We start from the raw sequence: 1,700 nt of genomic DNA on the forward strand, positions 1-1,700 counted from the left end.
TCAGTGCGCTGGCCGGTTTCCTCGACAGGCAACTCGCCGACCAGGACACCCCCACAACCAACAACACCCTCCCCACCACCGAGGACAGCCGTCCGGTGCCCCCGCTCCTCCAGCGGCTGGCCGGACTCCCCGAGGGCGAACGCAGGCGCGAACTCGTGGACCTGGTGCAGGACGAGGTGGCCGAGATCCTGGGCCATGAGGACTCGCGGGAGATCGACGTGGACCGCGCCCTCCAGGAGCTGGGCTTCGACTCCCTGAGCGCGGTGGAGTTGCGGAACCGGCTGAACAAGGTGTGCGGGATGCGGTTCGCGAACACGGTGGTCTTCGACTACCCCTCGGTCGGCGCGCTGGCCGGGTTCCTCGACGGGCAACTGGCCGACCAGATCGACGAGATCGACCGGATGGACCGGTCCGCACGGGGAGAGGTCGCGCCGGAGGCGGTGCTCGCACACCTGGACGGGCTGGAGGAGCGCATCCGGGGCGTCGGGGGAGACACCGCGCTGCGGCGGCGCGTCACCGAACAACTGCAGCGGCTGCTGGAGCTGACCGGCACCGGGCTGGACGACGATCTGGACTCCGCCAGCGACGAAGAGCTCTTCGCCCTGGTCGACGGCGCCGAGTAGCCGTTCACCGGCACGCGGCCGGCCCGGGCCGGCCGCGGCCCTTCCCGCTTCACCTGACACATGAACTTCCGCTTCACCTCACACATGAACCTCGAAGGGCTGAATCCAGATGGCGGACGAGAAGGAACTCCGGGAGTACCTCAAGCGCGCGGTGGCGGATGCGCGGGACGCACGTGCCCGGCTGCGTGAGGTGGAGGAGAAGGCACGGGAACCGATCGCGATCGTGGGGATGGCCTGCCGCTACCCCGGCGGTGTGACCGACCCCGAAAGCCTGTGGAACCTGGTCGCCCAGGGCGTCGACGCGGTCTCCCCCTTCCCGAAGGACCGCGGCTGGCGCGAGGACCTGTACGACCCGGACCCCGACAGCGTGGGCAAGTCGTACGTGCAGGAGGGCGGCTTCCTCGACGACGTGAGCGGCTTCGACCCCTCGTTCTTCGGCATGTCTCCGCGTGAGGCCACGGTGGCGGATCCTCAGCAGCGGCTGCTGCTGGAGACCACCTGGGAGGCGATGGAGAGCGCAGGAGTGGTGCCGGCCACCCTGCGCGGAAGCCGCACCGGCGTCTTCGTCGGCCAGATGTACCACGACTACGGGGCTCGTCCGAACCTCCCCAAGGAGGGCTGGGAAGGCAACCTCGTCAGCAACAGCATGGGCAGCATCGCCGCGGGGCGTCTGGCGTACACGTTCGGCTTCGAAGGGCCGACCGTGTCCGTGGACACGGCGTGCTCCTCGTCGCTGGTCGCGATGCACATGGGGGCCACGGCGCTGCGCCGGGGCGAGTGCGACCTGGCCTTCGCCGGCGGTGTCACGGTGCTGTCCACCCCGGTGTCGTTCGTGGAGTTCTCGCGGCAGCGGGGTCTGTCCGTGGACGGCCGGTGCAAGTCGTTCGCGGCGGCCGCGGACGGCACGGGCTGGGCCGAGGGCGCGGGGGTGCTGCTGCTGGAGCGGCTGTCGGACGCCCGTCGGCTGGGGCACGAGGTGCTGGGCGTGCTGCGCGGTTCGGCGGTCAATCAGGACGGTGCGTCCAACGGCCTGACGGCGCCGAACGGACCGTCGCAGGAACGCGTGATCCGTGACGC

2 protein-coding genes are annotated in these 1,700 nt (G+C 70.5%); both read left to right on the forward strand.

All coding sequences use genetic code 11. The features are described 5' to 3' along the window. On the forward strand, nucleotides 1-623 hold a 623-nt coding region (locus tag HZS56_RS37710; protein ID WP_216725310.1), incomplete at its 5' end, for an acyl carrier protein. A gap of 151 nt (nucleotides 624-774) precedes the next feature. After that, nucleotides 775-1,700, forward strand: a 926-nt coding sequence (locus tag HZS56_RS37715) for a beta-ketoacyl synthase N-terminal-like domain-containing protein (protein ID WP_374201250.1), incomplete at its 3' end; no start/stop codon positions are given.

The sequence above is a fragment of the Streptomyces mayonensis genome, assembly GCF_018982965.1.
GTDB lineage: Bacteria > Actinomycetota > Actinomycetes > Streptomycetales > Streptomycetaceae > Streptomyces > Streptomyces mayonensis.